Raw genomic sequence first — 14,924 nt, 5'->3', positions numbered from 1 at the left:
CCGCTATATTTTGTAACCTGAGTATGGTTTTAATTTAAATATTCGGAGGCGAATTATAGATGGGCAACAATGTATTATTACAACTTCCCAGTACGTTTTTTGTAGGTTGCAATTATTGGGCATCTCATGCGGGAACAGCCATGTGGTCAGATTGGCGGCCAGAGCAGGTTGACATCGATTTAAAGAGGCTTTCCGAAGCCGGCATTGAAGTGATTCGCGTCTTCCCCCTGTGGCCGGATTTTCAGCCGATTCATAGTATGTATGCGGGAGAAGGCGAGCATTTCGGCTATCGGTTCGGTGAAGAACGGTTGCCTGAGGATGAGGCGGGACGCGCGGGAATGTCCAAGCCCATGATGGAGAGATTTATACAGTTTACGGAAATCGCGGAGCGCCATAATCTGAAAATCATCGTAGGTTTGATTACCGGATGGATGAGCGGAAGATTGTTCGTGCCTCCCGCTTTGCAGGGGAAACCGATCCTGACAGACCCGGATTCGATCCGGTGGCAAGTGAAGTTCGTGAACTATTTTGTCAAACAAATGAAGTTCTCTTCCACCATCATCGCATGGGATTTGGGGAATGAATGTAACGTAATGGGTAAAGTCAACAAGCGGGAAGAGGCGTATGTGTGGACAGCTTCCATCGCGAACGCGATTAAGGCCGTCGATGCTGACCGACCGCTCATTTCCGGCATGCACAGCCTATCGCCTGGCGGAGCGTGGACTATGCAGGATCAAGGGGAACTGACGGATATCTTGACCACTCATCCTTACCCGTTCTGGACCGAATACATGGATTACGATCCGTTAACGACCATGCGGCCCACCATTCACGCGACTGTAGAAAGTTTGTTCTACGGACAGATTGGGGAAAAGCCCTGTTTTGCCGAGGAAATGGGTACAATGGGACCGATGGTATGCAGCGAAGAGGTGGCGGCGAGTTTCGCGCGCACAAGTATGTTCTCCCAGTGGGCTCACGGACTGAACGGCTTGCTGTGGTGGTGCGCCAACGATCAAACGAAACTGCAACATGCGCCGTATGATTGGGTAGCTTGCGAAGGTGAACTCGGGCTTATGACAGAAGAGGGCCGAGTGAAGCCGGCGCTGCAGGAGCTAGGCAGGATTAAGAAGCTGATTCAGGAGCTTCCGTTCGATCGTCTTCCGGCAAGAAGGGTGGATGGCATCTGTATCCTCAACAGCGCGCAAGATTATTGGGCGACAGCGCTGGGCGCGTTCTTGCTGTCGAAGCAAGCCGGGTTTGATATTGATTTCCGATACGAAGAGCAAGCTTTACCGGATGCCGAATTTTATCTGTTACCTTGCGTTACCGGGGTGTTTGGTGTTGCGAAGCAACGATGGGAGCAATTATTGGGCAAAGTGCGTGACGGCGCGACCTTATATATCTCGTCCAATGACGGATATATGCTGAATTTCGCTGAGTTGACCGGTCTGACCGTACAGAATCGCAGGCGCCGCGATCAAGAGGCGGAGGCTGTACTTAAAGGCGCGGATGGCGATGTGGGGCTTAAGCTTCCAGGCAGCTTCAAGCTGGAGTATCGCAATGATCGAGCTGAAGTGCTGGCCGCTGAGCCGGATGGAAATCCGGTGCTGACGAAAGCGTCTTACGGGAAAGGTACTGTTTATTTCTGTTCCCTGCCCCTGGAGCTCGCGATGTCGCAGCAAACCGGCGTCAGTTATAAGCCGGACGAGTTTCCTTACTGGAAAATGTATGATTCAATTACGAAAGAAATCAGACATGAACGCGTGGTGACGGTGGATGTTCCTCAGGTCGGGATTACCGAGCATATGCAGGATGCCGATTCCTGTATCGCGGTGATGATTAATTATTCGCCTGAACCCCGAGAGGCGACACTGACTTTGCAGAACGGATGGAACTTGGAGAAGACATTATACGGCGCCGGTCCGGAAGGAAGCAATGGTTCATACGCGGCTGTCCTGCCGCCGAATGAAGCGGTTATTGTTCAATTGAACCGCTAAAGGATTTAAAGAAGAAGCTGTGCACTCCATACGCGCAGCTTCTTCTTTGTGTTAATGTTGCTGGGGCGAGGTTCCTGTGTGCAGTTCTCTGTAAGATCCAGGTGAAACGCCTGTGAACTTCTTGAAAGCGACGCTCATGTACTCGGCATGCTTAAAGCCGATCTGTTCCGCGATTACAGGTAATGTCCAATCGGTGTCTACCAGCAGCCGAATCACCAGCTTCATCTTCACTGCTACAATTTCTTCATGGGGGGTACGGCCTAAGGCCCTCAAGAAACGATGATCTAACGATCTGCGGGAGAGGGGAATGACCCGGAGCAAGTCCTGAACCTTGATATCTTCGTAGGCATGTTCACGAATATATTGAACGGCCTCCGCAACATAACGATCATCCACCGCGATGATATCGGAGGACATGCGGGTAACGACTTCAACCGGCTCAACGGCATACACCGCAGGCTCAATGGTTACGCCGGACATCATCTGATCCAGCAAAGCCGCCGCTTGATATCCTGTCTTTAACGTGTCAGGTTGAATGCTGGTTAGCGATGGCGTCGATAGATTACAGAGTAAGCTGTCGTTATCCACACTAATGACGGCGGCATCCTCAGGGACACTCACTCCCGCTAATCTGCAGGCTTCCAGCAATTTCAGAGCCGCGGTGTCGTAACAGGCCATAATTCCCACGGGCCGGGGGAGTCGCTGAATCCATTCCGCCATCGCTTTACGATCTTCGATTACTGTTGAACTCGCTCGGTGATGATAGAGATGAACTTCATGCCCTTGTTGCTCTAATTGTTGCTTAAAATAACGGAATCTCGCTTCCGACCAAGGAAAAGCCTCATCCCCGAAGAAAGCAAAATATTTGAATCCGCGACTCACAAGATGTTCAGCGGCCCACTTAGCAATGGTACAATCATTCGTTTCCACGCAGGGCAGATGCGGCAACAGTCGGGAAGCGCTTAAATCCACAGTCGGCAAATTTAGAGAATGAACAAGCTCGGCCATCTCTTTGGTCTCAATGCGAGCCAATATCCCGTCACCGTTCCAGTGAGATAACCATGAGAAATCCGTATCGAGACGACTATGTTCACCTAGGTATATAGACCAGGGACGATGTGTACGTGTATAGGAAATGATCCCGTTTAACAAACCGCGGGCATATTCGTTGGAGGTTTCAATGAGGAGGGCGACATGCTTCACAGGCTTGTCGGTCAGCTCTGCCCATGATTTAACGGGAAGTGTAATATTGTTCATGTAATAATCTCCTTAACATTACCTCTTTCCTAATATATAAAACTTTCTACCTTTATTGTCAATGTAAAAAAGCTTAAGATGTTAACGTATTTCCTCATCGACTGCGACCTGACCTAGCGATATTCTAGGATTAGGTTTTGAATAAGCTTAATAGGGAAGCGGAGGATATAATGAATGACATCAAAAATTAGAGTAGCCCTGGTCGGTTTAGGATTCGGAGCGGAATTCATTCCGATCTATCAGCTTCATCCCCATGCCGAACTAGTGGCCTTGTGCCAACGTTCCGCTGATAAGTTAAACGAAGTGGCAGACCACTTCGGCATTGAAAGAAGGTACGTAAGCTATGAGGACATGCTTCAGGACCCGGATATTGATGCGGTTCATATTAATACCCCGATCCCGGATCACGCGGATCAAAGCATTAAGGCGCTGTTGGCAGGCAAGCACGTGGCCTGCACCGTGCCTATGGCAACTTCGGTGGAGGATTGTTATCGCATCGTCGCGGCTCAGCAACAATCCGGAAAGAACTATATGATGATGGAGACCGCGGTCTATACCCGTGAATATTTCTTTGTGAAGGAACTGCGGGACACCGGGAAACTGGGGCGGATTCAATTTATGAGGGGAGCTCATCAGCAGGAGATGGCGGGCTGGCCCGGCTACTGGGAAGGTCTTCCCCCGATGCATTACGCTACGCATGCTGTTAGCCCGTTGCTTGCACTTGCCGACCAGGAAGCGGGAAGTGTTGTATGCCTTGGTTCCGGAGAGATTGACAGTAACTTGGCCAATCGTTATGGCAGTCCGTTCGCGGTGGAATCGGCTTTGTTTCAACTGAAGGATTCGCCTGTGGCGATGGAAGTCACCCGTTCGCTGTTTGAAACCGCCAGGGAATATGTCGAGAGTTTTGATATCTATGGCGACCGGATGAGCTTCGAATGGCAACAGCAAGAGAAAGAAGAACCTATCCTCTTCACCGGCGAGAAAGGCGAAAGGGTAACCGTACCCGATTACGGACATTTGCTGCCGGAAGAAATCCGCAAGTTTACGACCCAAGGGGTTTACGATGATAGCGGAAATCAGCATCTTTCCTTTACGCAAGGCAGTGGTCATGGCGGTTCGCATCCACACTTAACACATGAATTCCTCATGAGTATTGTGCAGGAGCGGGCCCCGTTCCCGGATGTGTTTACGTCGGCCAACTGGACATGCGCGGGGTTATGCGCCCATGAATCGGCGATGCAAGGCGGGGTGAAAGTCGAACTTCCTGACTTTAGAAAGAAAGAACAACTGGTGTAGAAACAACAAAGAGCCACGCTCTTGCGATTTACGCAAGAGCGTGGCTCTTATAACTACCTGAAAGAAGGAATAATCATTTCAGCGCCGCCATTCATGGCTGATTGATGGGCGCAAATCCCGGCTGCCGTCCAATTGGCGGAAGTGACCGCATCAATCCAAGGATTTCGCTTCTCCACGATGCTGCTTATAAATTCATGCACCAAGTAAGGGTGGGAACCGTGATGTCCTCCGTTCACATGATGAGCGATTTGCTCGGGCAGAAGGTGGCGAAAGTCAGGCTTCTCCGAAACCGGATGCGGTTCGAACTGTAAACCCCAAGCCCCGGGGGGTTGTTCTTTCTTCTTGAACAAGATGGGAGATTCGTTATGCAAATGCCATTCAAAGCTTGTTTCCTCGCCGTATACATTAAATGATTCCAATCCGCCCCGAGCGGTATGGAACAAGGTCCGCGTAACCTCCGCGCTTAGCAGACCGTCATCCAATTGAAAGATGGCGGATTCAATCGGATAAGGATTACCGTGTTTTTGTTTTAACTCATCCCTCATATAGCCGGATCCGAAGCAGTGAACTTTGGTGGCTCTGCTCTTACTGATTGCAAGTAACGGAGATACCGCATGCGTAGCATAGTGCATAGGAGGAAGTCCGGACCAGTAGGCAGGCCAATTCTCCATGTCCTGATAGTGGGCGCCGCGCAAAAATTGAATGCGGCCAAACTCGCCGCGCTCCACCATCTCCTTCACCATAAGGAAATAATATGTATACACCGCGGTTTCCATCATCATATAATTTCTCTGATTTGTTCTGGAAGCATCCACAATAGCTTGCAGTTCCTCCAGGGTCGTACCCATGGGGACGGCGCACGCGCAATGCTTCCCGCTATTCAGAATCGCCAGCGATTGTTGGGCGTGCAACGGAATCGGAGTTAATAGATGTACGGCGTCATAAGCATCGGAAGCGATGACCTCGTCAAGACTTGTATGTCTGCGTTCAATGCCAAGCGCATCCCCTATTTCATGAAGCTTTGTCTCATTAATCTCACATAAACCCACATATTCCACATCGGGGTGGTCTTTATAGATCTTGGCGAAGCTTGAACCGAACCCTAATCCTACAACCGCGATCCGCACCTTGCTTGTCTGTCCCATGTTCAGTTCTCCTCTGTAATCATGTTTATCTGTCTTTCTATTATAGACGTATTGATTCCCTAGAAACGATGAGAAATTCAGCAACCATCTTGAGATTCTTTACATGCGAAGGGTTGCTATGGGTTAGCTCTGTTAATGTGATAAAATGGTGTATATATCCTGAAAAGGAGCCTGAATCGCTATGCTCACGCCGCTGATTTACTACTATATGGATATGATGGAAGCTGATTTTCCTTTCAAGATGGAACTCAGGACCAAAGAAACGATTAACTGTCAGTATCACGCTCATGAGCACTTGCAGTTATGCTATATTACAAAGGGTATCTGCATGCATCATGTTGAGGGACAGTCTCTTGCCCTTGTGAAAGGGGATCTCATGGCGATCCCACCTTTTTTAGCCCACAGGATCGAGCCGGTCGAGGGACAGGAAGTGGAGCTTGTGCAACTGGATTACATGCCTGTGGTTCTTGGAGGCAAGGAGGAAGATCTCGTTTTCCCGCTGTTTCCAAAAATACGCATCTCGCCAAGGAACCAGATCGTAATTGAGGAACTGCTGAACAACATGAAAACGGAACATGAGAAGCGGGAGCAAGGTTATCAACATGTGATCAAAGGGGATTTATTGAAATTGCTGGTTACCTTGTTTCGGGAAAGCAAGGAGAATACAGCCCTACGCCATACAGATCAAGGCGGTCATGAAACTCTCGAGGGAAACAGTTCACGCAGACTCTTACTGGACACGGTGCGCTATATTCATGAGAACCTGCACGAAACCTTGTCACTGGATGACATCGCTCGGCGGGCCGCGCTATCGCCAAACTATTACAGCTACATGTTTAAAGTGCTTAAAGGGCAGACCTTTGTGCAATATATCAATGACCTGAGAATTCGCAAGGCCATGGATTTGCTGTGCGAGACGGACTTGAGCACGACTCAGATTTGTTTTGATACGGGTTTTAACAATACAAGCCATTTCCATCGCGTCTTCAAGAAATCGACGGGTCTTACTCCTTTGCAGTATCGGTCCGGAAAGTAATGTCGTAGAAATTGTGATGAACTCCGGTAGAATAGTACGTTATTCCGCATGACCTCCAAGGTATAGTCTAGTTAGAGTGCTAGAGACTTGAATTGGAGGTTATTTCTGTTGATGAAATTAGCATATAGCTCGCTTCCATGCGATGGCTGGTCCATAGACAAGCATATTGCGGTTTGCAAGGAACATGGTTTTAACGGCATTGAACTGCGAGAAGGCCCTGAGGGTCTGATCTTCCTCGGAATGGAGCTTGAGAAAGCCAGGGCAGTAGGCGAAGCCTTTCGGAAAGCGGAAATCGCGGTTACGGATCTAGGGACAGGTGTGTGCTTTCTAGGGGCTCGGGATGAAGAGCCTCAGATGGAGCATCTTCGAACAGCGATTCTGCTTGCCGAGGCTGTCGGAGCAATCGGGGTTCGCGTCTTCCTGGGAAACTTCGCTGCGCGTTTTAACACCCCGCTCCAACCCTTGGATGAAGCGAATATGGTGCTGCTTCTGCGGGAAGCTTGTGATACGGCGGCAGCGCACGGAAGAGAAATCTGGTTGGAAACACATAATGAATACGCGATGGGAAGGGTGCTCCGTCCTTTACTGGATGAGGTCGGGAGGGGAAATTTCAAAGTCATCTACGATATCCTGCATCCGCTGGAGGACGGTGAGTCATTCGCGGACACCATTCGACTGTTGGGCAAAGATTGCGCGCATGTCCATATGAAAGACGGAGTTCGTTCCGAGGATCCGTTGGATCATGACTGGACGTATACGGTGTTCGGCGAAGGCGAAGCCCCGATACAGTCTATTCTCCAGGCACTTGAAGAAGCTGGCTACGACGGATTCTATTCGTTGGAGTGGGAGACGAAGTGGCGGAAGGAACTTCAGGTTCCGGGCATGGAGCCAGAGGTTATTTTTCCTGAATATACGAAACGCATGAACGCATACGAAGGGAGGAGACGAACCTCATGAGGACGCTAATTGGCATTAACAACCAAGAATTAATGGATATGTTCTTTCAAGAACAGGTTCTAAACAACTTACGTACATTCTCTGATGTTGATATGTTCGAGATCGGTGAAGGAGTAACTTCGGAGGATTTGGCGGAACGTATAGCTCCTTATGACGCCTATCTCACGTCTTGGGGATCACCGCGAGTAACGGCGGAAGTGTTGGCTAGAGGTATTAATTTAAAATATGTCGGTCATGTGGCGGGAACGGTTGTAGCTGTAGTGAATGAGGATATTTACGATACAAATATTATTGTTGCAAGTGCTAACCCTGTATTGGCTAAATCAACCGCGGAGGCGGCGGTAGCCCTTATGATGGCTGGAGCTTGGGATTTGACAGGGTACCGTTCACGACTACAACAAGGGACATGGTGCAATAATGCCAAGGATACCGTGATGGGACTTGGGGGTCAGACCATAGGGCTTATCGGTTACGGCGAAATCTCAAGCAATGTTATTGCATTCCTGAAAGGATTTCCGGTTACGATCAAGCTGTTTTCCCGGTATTGCACTCAGGAACAGGCTGAAGCGATGGGTGTGAAACTGTGTGGTCTGGAGGAGCTGCTGAGTACCAGCCAGATTGTCTCGCTTCACAATACATGGACATCTTCCACAGAAGGCATGATCGGGGCGCGTGAGCTGGCTTTGATGCAGAACGGAACACTGTTTGTGAACACGGCAAGAGCGCGCATAGTGGATGAGCGAGCGTTACTGGATGAGCTTCAGAGCGGCCGCCTCTTCGCGGCTATCGATGTCTACCATAATGAGCCTCTACTCCCTGACAGTCCGCTCCTTCAGCTTGATAACGTATTATGTGTGCCTCATATCGGCGGATTCGCGCGGAAATACAAGACCGCGATGGGCGATTTTGTCGTCGAAGACCTGAAGCGCTTTACAGCAGGTGATTTGCCGCGGGGGCTCGTGACTCGCGAAGGTTACAGTCGTTCTACCTCATTCTAGAATATAAAAAAACAGCCTTCCTTGGGTTATTTCCCGGGAGGGCTGTTTCTATATTATAGGGGAACTCTCGCCATAAAGTTGATAAAATGAGGCAGGGCGATCTCCGGGCCAGCCAGGTCCATATGATGCGTCTTTTCCCACTTAAAACTGGCCCATCCTTGGAATCGGGCTTCTTTAAATTGATGCACCAATTCCTCGAGCGGGACTTTGCCTAATCCAGGCAGAACATCGGGAAACGCATCCTCTTTCGGATAAACATCGGCTATGTAAAGCTGACGGACGTAGGGCAGCAACGGTTCAGGATGCTTCAGCAGATCCTCCTCCAGTTTCATGCAATGATCCGGTGAGAACAGCAATCCGACACGGGGATGGGAAACAAGGTCCAATAATTTAAGGATTTGTCGTGTGGTCGCATGGGTTCGATGATTTTGGATATAAATATTTACATCCGACGAATCCCGCTCCAAGATCTCAATCAACAATTCCGTAGTTTTGGCAAAATACCACTCGGTTGTCAGGTTATCCGGAATATGACAGAACGTTCGAATGGACGGAGCGCCGACAGCGGCGGCCAATTTTAAATCTCGCAATAAATCTTGTTTAAAGCTTTCCCAAGACGATTGGGATGGAAGGATTCGGGGCGGATAACATAGAAGACTGCTTATGGCAATATCTTGAGCTTGTGCTGTGTCCCTGACCTCGTTAATGTCAATGTTTGTTTGGAGATCGGATACACGTAAGTCGACTCCGGCATATCCGTATTTTTTGGCAGCAAATATTGATTCCTTCGCCGTGTATCCGGGGGTGGCCAACGTGGTGTAGCTAAGCTTCATGGTTGCCTCCGTTACACTGTCATGAGTTTAAATTGCTTATAGGGTATAGCTAACTGCAAAGGTTCTCCTGCGATGAAACGTTCAATTTCCTCAATTAATCCTTGCGTATAGCCTGCATAATCCGTATCTCCGGCGCAATGAGGCTGAAGAATGACATTCTCTAACGCGGGCAGGTCATTGTCAGCCGGCAACGGTTCCTGTTCGAAAACGTCGAGTACCGCGCGGAACCTTCCCTTACTTAACTCCCCAATCAAGGCTTTCTCATCGATGAGGGCTCCTCTGGAAGTGTTAATCAAGAGGGCTCCGTCCGGAATGAAGCGAAGCATCTCACTGTTTAACAGATGGAATGTATCTTTAGTTCGGGAGGCATGTAAGGATATAATCTCTCCCCACTCCAGAGTTTCTTGCAACGTGGAAAGCAGCTCGGCTTCCGGATAAGGCAACAAATCCGCCTCTGTAATATAAGGATCATAGATGCGTACGGATACCTGAAACGGCTTTAACATTTCCAATAAGTATCTCCCGACGGTGCCTAATCCGACTAATGAGATTTTCTTGTTCATTAGACTGACTTTCGGAAAAGAAGTCCAGGAACCTTGTTTCATCGCATGATCATGCCGGGGAATGTCTCTAAGCGAAGACAACATATAAGCAAGGGTACCTTCAGCGACATATCGGGCCATAATAGCGTTGGCGCTGCTTACTTTAATGCCTCGGCTATAAACTTGTTCTGTGATGAAGGGGCCGACAGAAGCGCAAACATGGGCAATCAGTTTTAGTCTGGAGGCATGCTTTAGAGAAACCTCATTAAAAACGGGACACCCGAGCCAACTGTGAGTGATGCAGACGTCCGTGTCCCGTAAGCTTTCCGCGAGTTCTTCCTCCGTCATCGTTCGCCCCTGTTCATTAAATGATACATTCCCAAGCGCATTCAATTTATCTATGATATTTCCGGGAAAGAACTGGTCGCGAAGCGGGCCTTCCTGTAAAGTGATAAAGAAATTCATTGTGAATCCTCCTTAAATCTAACTTTTACTCTAGTTTAATGATTAAATGAATATAATAATTGCGGTATTTTTTGAAGTACTTATGGTATTTTATCCAGTAGCATCAGAAGTTTTAGAGTCGGAGGAACCCAATGAGCACAATGAACTCAATCAATACACAGTTACATACAGGGTTAACTACATTTTACAGACATATCCATTTTCTGAAAGAGCCGTTTCCGTTCACCCTTACATACCGAGAAGCTGACACCCTGCCCGAGCAGGCTCACGCGCATGATTTCTTCCAGATCTGCTATGTGCTGAAAGGCTCCTGTCATCATTACATTAATAATATGGAGGTCATGTTATATAAGGGAGATTTCTTCTCCATCCCTCCTCACATGACCCATAGGCTAAAGAAGGTGAATGGTCAAGAAATTTGGATTGCACAAATCGACTTTTTGCCCAGTTTCCTGCAAGAGGAACTGATTCATACAGATCAACTAGAGAAGATTATAGATTTCGCCTATCTGCACCCCCTGCTGAATTCGGCTGAACATGTTCTGCCGAGACTGCATTTGCGGCTAGAGTCGCAACAACAGGTTGAGCGAACCATTAATCGAATCAGGGAAGAGTTGGAACAGCAACAACCTATGTTTCAACTCGCTGTTCGTGCGGAGATGCTCCGATTATTAATCATTGCGGGGAGAGAGTTTAACGAAGTTCTGAGCGGAAGAGAGAACCGGAATCTATTCCAGAGCAAGAAACAGGCGCTGATTAAAGCCATTGAATATATGGAGAATCACTTTACAGAAGAAATTCACCTTGCCGAAGTTGCGGCTATAGCCTACATGTCACCAGCTTACTTCAGCAGTATATTTAAAGTCATTACAGGACATCCTTTCACATTCTATATCAATTCCCTAAGGGTGAAGTGCGCACAGGGCTTGCTTCTGCAAACCGAGATGAAAATAACCGAAGTGTACTCCCGATCCGGCTTCAACAATGCGAGCCACTTTATTGACGTATTCAAGAAACACACAGGTGTCACACCATCGGCCTATCGTAAACAAGCTTAGAAAAGTGCACATTTTTCATCAAAAAGTGTAAGAAAAACAAAAACCTATGGCTTATCATAAAAGAAAAAGCGCATGGAGGTTTAAGCATGACAACTCAATTGGAGCAGGCCGCACAATTTATTCTGACAAAGACGAAACAGAATATTCTCTCTTTCGGAGATCAGCTTCCAACAGGTACGGCGGAAGGGAAATATAAATTCGCGGATAACGGGTTCTGGGTCGGGGGATTCTGGACCGGACTAAACTGGCTGTGCTATGAACTTTCCGGGGATCAACAGTTCAGCGCCGCTGCGCGGGCTTCCAAAAGTCGCTTTACCCAAAGACTGTATGAGCAACAAGAAACATTGGATCATGATATCGGGTTTCTCTACATGCCGACTTTCGTAGCGGATTACAAATTAACCGGAAACCTGGAAGCACGGAAGATCGCGTTGGATGCGGCTGACCGGCTAAAGGAGCGATTTAATGAAGCGGGGCAGTTCATTCAAGCGTGGAACGTCTGGGAGTCAGGTGAAGCATTCAGTGAAGAAAACAGAGGCAGAATCATTATTGACTGTATGTACAATCTTCCTTTATTGTTCTGGGCGTATGAAGAAACAGGAGATGAAGATTACCGGCGGGTTGCGGTAGCGCACGCGGACACTTGCGCGAACACCATTATTCGTCCGGACTTCACCACCTTCCATACGTATGTGTTTGATCCTTCCACCGGGCAACCTAAGTTTGGCCAAACCTTTCAAGGTTATGCCGATGATTCCTGTTGGGCCCGCGGTCAGACTTGGGCGATCGGAGGCTACACTTATGCTTATAAGTACACCGGTGACAAGAAATACCTCGAACTTGCACGTAAGCTGACGGAGGTGTATATAGACCGTGTGGAACCGGATTTTATTCCATTGTGGGATTTCTCTGTACCGAACCCCTCGGAAGCTTTGCGAGACACGTCCGCGGCAGCCATTGCGGCAGCCTCCTTGCTTGAACTTGCGGAACATGTAGAGGGAGAAGAGAAGGAAAAGTATGTTCAATTCGCCGATAACACGTTGCAAAGTTTATATCATAATTACAGCACGAAGGAACTGCCTGACAACGAAGGTCTGCTGGTTAACGCTTGCGGACACCATCCCGCAGGATCGGATATCGATTGCTCGTTGATTTATGGCGATTATTATTTTGCGGAAGCTGTTACGCGGTTGTTAGGCAAGGGGAAGGGATATTGGTAGTCATATAAGAAAACATTGAAACGCTCACTTCTCAGGAGGTGGGCGTTTCAATGTTAATTAGGTGGTGTGAATGTATTTTGGAGTTTACGGTATTCGCCGGGCGTGAGCCCCGTATGTCTTTTGAACATTTTGGTAAAGTGTCCAAGATGATTGTAACCTGTTCGCAGGCTGATCTCCGTAACATTCAGGTCGGTTGTCCTTAATAAATCGGCAGCGCTATTTAACCGCAGGATCGTCACATACTCTATATAGCTTGTCCCGGTTACCATCTTCAACATGGTACTGAACGAAGACGGGGCCATATGAGACAACGCCGCAAGCTCCTCAAGCCTTAGATCCTCATCATAATGTTTATCGATATATCTTATAGCCTCATAGAATGCCTCGTGATGATAAGCAATCTTCTGTTTCTCACCACTGCCTTCTTTATAACGGGTATATTCTCTGCCGATCATCACCAGAAGCTTCAGCAGCTCTGCTTTGATTGCCAGTTGAAAGTTCTCTTCCTGATCTGCCCATTCCGTCAGTAACGTACCAATCAGCCCTTCAATCTGAATCTGTTTATGCCCTGCAAAATGGAGCTTCGGTAACACATTCTCCTCGGATATAAAGGGCTGTATATACGCAAAGTCCATGAATGTGTGCATGAGGGAGAGGTCCTTCATGTTTTCGCTGATACAATGGGGCATGAAGTCAATTTGAATGAGCTGAATCGGCCACTCTTCACGATTGGACAGCCTGTGCTCCAAACCGGGAGGGATGGAGAGTAAATCACCTTTGGTAAGGTTAAATTCTTTGCCCACCGTATAATGTAAACAACTGCCTGTCATCACATAACAGAGTTGAAGATGCTCATGCGCGTGCAGGATGGTATTCACAACGGCGCCTTCACGAACACTGATTTTGAAAGGGAAATTCTCCTCCAGCACGCCTTTGTATGTATATATCGGGAATTCGTTCATGTTGTTCTCCATTTAATAGATTTGTGTTTAATATATTTTCGCATGAAAAAAAAGAAATTTCCAACTATAATGAAACTATATCATTCTATAATTGAACGGAGCGTGTTTAATGAGCACATCGACACCTGAACAGATGATAAACATCTTCAAAGCGCGTACACCCATGCAACCCCTGACACCGACAACAGTCTGGAATGCTCAGCTTGATGATGAAATTGCTTCTTTATCTATAGAAGGAAATCAACATCTGGTAGCTTCGGTCGCGTTAAAAGCAGGCTTACATTTATTAAATGATTCTCTGAACCGTTCCCATGCCTTTGCCCAGCAGATCGAACAGGATTCCCTCGGAGCCTACTGGCACGGCGTTATGCACAGGATGGAGGGAGACTACTCCAACGCGAAATACTGGTTTCGCCAAGCGGGGCACTTAACCGGATGGACGAATCCACAGAATCAGGTGCAACGTTCTATAGAGTCCAGCCTTGCAACAGGACATTCATTACCTGCGAGCCTGATCTCATTTGGCCAAAAAGAACATTGGGATGCATTAGCCTTCACGGATCTGGTCATCGAACAAGAAAGAGGCGACGGTACCGAAGTTTTATCCAAGTTATTGCAAAGCATACAGCGGGAAGAGCTTCTAAGTCTCATTCAATATACATACGAGGCAACTTAATATTGAGTTCAGTAATCCAATAGGGAAGTCCCTTCGAGGGGCTTCTTCTTTTTTGTACGGGCGCGGCATATCCTTTAAGTGCAGGGGGTGCTTGCTCATGATGCGCAGAAAAAGATGGAGAAGCCAGACAGTCAAGCCCGGCAGCAGGAAAAAGGTGTTTTTCGTCGTGCTTGTGATCATGTTCTTCTTTTCGTTGCAAAGTTTTATTTTTATCGAGAAAAATCTCCGGCCTCCATTAATGAAAGTCGCCAAAATCAGGGTAAAGCAAATCGCGACGCAGGCCATTAATAAAGCCATATCGGATCGTATTGCGCAAGGGGAGAATTCGCAGAAACTGATTGATTGGAAGACAGACGCGAATGGTAAGGTTACGGGCTTCATGCTAAATTACGCGGAACATATGAAGATTACTTCAGAAACCATTGGTGTTGTGCAAAATATTTTGGACGACATGCAGGATATTCCCGAACGGATTCCACTCG

The 14,924-nt window shown here is 47.9% G+C and carries 14 protein-coding genes (1 of these 14 only partly in view); 9 read left to right on the top strand and 5 right to left on the bottom strand.

Going from position 1 to position 14,924, the window contains the following annotated elements; all coding sequences use genetic code 11:
• Nucleotides 1-59: 59 nt before the first annotated feature.
• Complete coding sequence (locus tag SY83_RS00545; RefSeq protein ID WP_068603314.1) at nt 60-1,997, top strand: glycoside hydrolase 5 family protein; 1,938 nt, start codon at nt 60-62, stop codon at nt 1,995-1,997.
• Between the two features lie 51 nt (nt 1,998-2,048).
• Here the strand turns inward: SY83_RS00545 and SY83_RS00540 are convergent, their stop codons facing one another.
• A complete protein-coding gene (locus SY83_RS00540) occupies nt 2,049-3,254 on the bottom strand; it encodes an AraC family transcriptional regulator (RefSeq protein ID WP_068603312.1) in 1,206 nt (401 codons plus the stop codon).
• A gap of 174 nt (nt 3,255-3,428) precedes the next feature.
• On the opposite strand from SY83_RS00540, the gene SY83_RS00535 reads away from it, so the two are divergent.
• Nucleotides 3,429-4,550 carry a Gfo/Idh/MocA family protein gene (locus tag SY83_RS00535; protein WP_068603310.1) on the top strand — a complete coding sequence of 374 codons (1,122 nt, stop codon included), beginning with the start codon at nt 3,429-3,431 and terminating at the stop codon, nt 4,548-4,550.
• Nucleotides 4,551-4,603: 53 nt separating this feature from the next.
• Here SY83_RS00535 and SY83_RS00530 read toward each other — a convergent pair whose 3' ends face one another.
• Nucleotides 4,604-5,695 carry a Gfo/Idh/MocA family protein gene (locus tag SY83_RS00530; protein WP_157279755.1) on the bottom strand — a complete coding sequence of 364 codons (1,092 nt, stop codon included), beginning with the start codon at nt 5,693-5,695 and terminating at the stop codon, nt 4,604-4,606.
• 181 nt (nt 5,696-5,876) lie between these two features.
• Here SY83_RS00530 and SY83_RS00525 point away from each other — a divergent pair, with 181 nt between their 5' ends.
• The 3 genes from SY83_RS00525 to SY83_RS00515 all read left to right on the top strand — a co-directional run bounded on the left by SY83_RS00525 (nt 5,877) and on the right by SY83_RS00515 (nt 8,686).
• Nucleotides 5,877-6,731, top strand: coding sequence for an AraC family transcriptional regulator (locus tag SY83_RS00525; RefSeq protein WP_068603308.1), 855 nt, complete (start codon nt 5,877-5,879; stop codon nt 6,729-6,731).
• A gap of 111 nt (nt 6,732-6,842) precedes the next feature.
• Nucleotides 6,843-7,688: a sugar phosphate isomerase/epimerase family protein gene (locus tag SY83_RS00520; RefSeq protein ID WP_068603306.1), complete on the top strand. Its 846-nt coding sequence runs from the start codon at nt 6,843-6,845 to the stop codon at nt 7,686-7,688.
• Nucleotides 7,685-8,686 carry a hydroxyacid dehydrogenase gene (locus tag SY83_RS00515; RefSeq protein WP_068603304.1) on the top strand — a complete coding sequence of 334 codons (1,002 nt, stop codon included), beginning with the start codon at nt 7,685-7,687 and terminating at the stop codon, nt 8,684-8,686. Before SY83_RS00520 ends, SY83_RS00515 begins: the two co-directional genes overlap by 4 nt.
• 53 nt (nt 8,687-8,739) lie before the next feature.
• On the opposite strand, the gene SY83_RS00510 is transcribed toward SY83_RS00515, so the two are convergent.
• Together SY83_RS00510 and SY83_RS00505 are read right to left on the bottom strand one after the other, a co-directional pair.
• A complete protein-coding gene (locus SY83_RS00510) occupies nt 8,740-9,519 on the bottom strand; it encodes a sugar phosphate isomerase/epimerase family protein (RefSeq protein WP_068603302.1) in 780 nt (259 codons plus the stop codon).
• A gap of 11 nt (nt 9,520-9,530) precedes the next feature.
• Complete coding sequence (locus SY83_RS00505) at nt 9,531-10,526, bottom strand: hydroxyacid dehydrogenase (RefSeq protein WP_068603300.1); 996 nt, start codon at nt 10,524-10,526, stop codon at nt 9,531-9,533.
• 131 nt (nt 10,527-10,657) lie between these two features.
• On the opposite strand from SY83_RS00505, the gene SY83_RS00500 reads away from it, so the two are divergent.
• Nucleotides 10,658-11,584: an AraC family transcriptional regulator gene (locus SY83_RS00500; protein ID WP_068603298.1), complete on the top strand. Its 927-nt coding sequence runs from the start codon at nt 10,658-10,660 to the stop codon at nt 11,582-11,584.
• Nucleotides 11,585-11,670: 86 nt separating this feature from the next.
• A complete protein-coding gene (locus tag SY83_RS00495; RefSeq protein ID WP_082882227.1) occupies nt 11,671-12,804 on the top strand; it encodes a glycoside hydrolase family 88 protein in 1,134 nt (377 codons plus the stop codon).
• Nucleotides 12,805-12,857: 53 nt separating this feature from the next.
• On the opposite strand, the gene SY83_RS00490 is transcribed toward SY83_RS00495, so the two are convergent.
• A complete protein-coding gene (locus SY83_RS00490; protein ID WP_082882226.1) occupies nt 12,858-13,778 on the bottom strand; it encodes an AraC family transcriptional regulator in 921 nt (306 codons plus the stop codon).
• Between the two features lie 97 nt (nt 13,779-13,875).
• On the opposite strand from SY83_RS00490, the gene SY83_RS00485 reads away from it, so the two are divergent.
• Nucleotides 13,876-14,442, top strand: coding sequence for a hypothetical protein (locus SY83_RS00485; protein ID WP_068603293.1), 567 nt, complete (start codon nt 13,876-13,878; stop codon nt 14,440-14,442).
• A gap of 97 nt (nt 14,443-14,539) precedes the next feature.
• Nucleotides 14,540-14,924, top strand: the 5' end (the start) of a protein-coding gene (gene yunB, locus SY83_RS00480; RefSeq protein ID WP_407944603.1) for a sporulation protein YunB. Its footprint extends 413 nt past the window's final position; 385 of the gene's 798 nt are visible here — the first part of the coding sequence; the start codon lies at nt 14,540-14,542; the stop codon falls past the right edge of the window.

This window comes from Paenibacillus swuensis (assembly GCF_001644605.1).
Classification (GTDB): Bacteria; Bacillota; Bacilli; order Paenibacillales; family DY6; genus Paenibacillus_N; species Paenibacillus_N swuensis.
Note: the sequence above shows the minus strand (reverse complement) of the source record. Positions and strands in the feature narration are given on the sequence as shown.